The organism is Aliivibrio sp. 1S175 (genome assembly GCF_001690985.1).
Taxonomy (GTDB): Bacteria; Pseudomonadota; Gammaproteobacteria; order Enterobacterales; family Vibrionaceae; genus Aliivibrio.
The window spans coordinates 1-668 of record NZ_MAJS01000071.1 but is presented as its reverse complement, the minus strand read 5'-3'; the positions used below and the strand labels follow the sequence as shown (position 1 = coordinate 668).

Below are 668 nucleotides of genomic sequence, written 5' to 3'. Positions count from 1 at the left end.
TGTTATGCAGGCGTTATATGTAATTTTAGTTTTTGTTCTCCCCAATATTAGGTGATTTATTGTTATGTTATGAATGATATGAAACATCTAAGTCAAATGTAATGGTCTGGTCGCAAAAAATAATGCCCCCTTTCTAATTTACTTAATATAGCCAAGTATAGTGATATTATCTGCGTGTTTTTTGAACTTATTTTAGTTTAATTAATTGATAATTTTGATAATTTTGATAATTTTGATTAAGGGAAATAGAAATGAAAACTGCGCTTCATTATAACTGTCCAAGATGTACTGGTGATTCTGAAATTCAAATCAAAGAAATAGATAAATTGAAAAAAGATAATAAAATAGTTTGTTCTATCTGTGGCGGGGATTTGACCTTAAACGAAGAGGGGATAAAAGTAGCGCATAAGCGTTTTGATGATTTCAAAGCTTTGATGCCGTATCAATTAGGTGTTAGTGGGATTGTCCTTTTATCTACGTTACTACACTTTTCAGGTATCATCCCAACGGTAGGAATGATTGTTGGTTATTTGATTGCTGGTGGTTTATTCCTAAAGGTACAATCAACTCAATTTCCAGAAGTACATCTAACATTTCAAGATCAGTAATCTGAATTATTTTGATATCTTAAGTTAGAATTGTGGAATACATATAACAAACGACTATGG

The 668-nt window shown here is 30.8% G+C and carries 1 protein-coding gene; it reads left to right on the top strand.

The window, feature by feature from the left end; genetic code table 11:
* The first annotated feature begins 251 nt into the window (after positions 1-251).
* Positions 252-608 carry a hypothetical protein gene (locus A6E06_RS15180; protein WP_065593613.1) on the top strand — a complete coding sequence of 119 codons (357 nt, stop codon included), beginning with the start codon at positions 252-254 and terminating at the stop codon, positions 606-608.
* Positions 609-668 lie beyond the last annotated feature (60 nt).

Bases quoted from the DNA above. Each gene is read 5' to 3' on its own strand.
- A6E06_RS15180 (WP_065593613.1), top strand. From the start codon at position 252: ATGAAAACTGCGCTTCATTATAACTGTCCAAGATGTACTGGTGATTCT.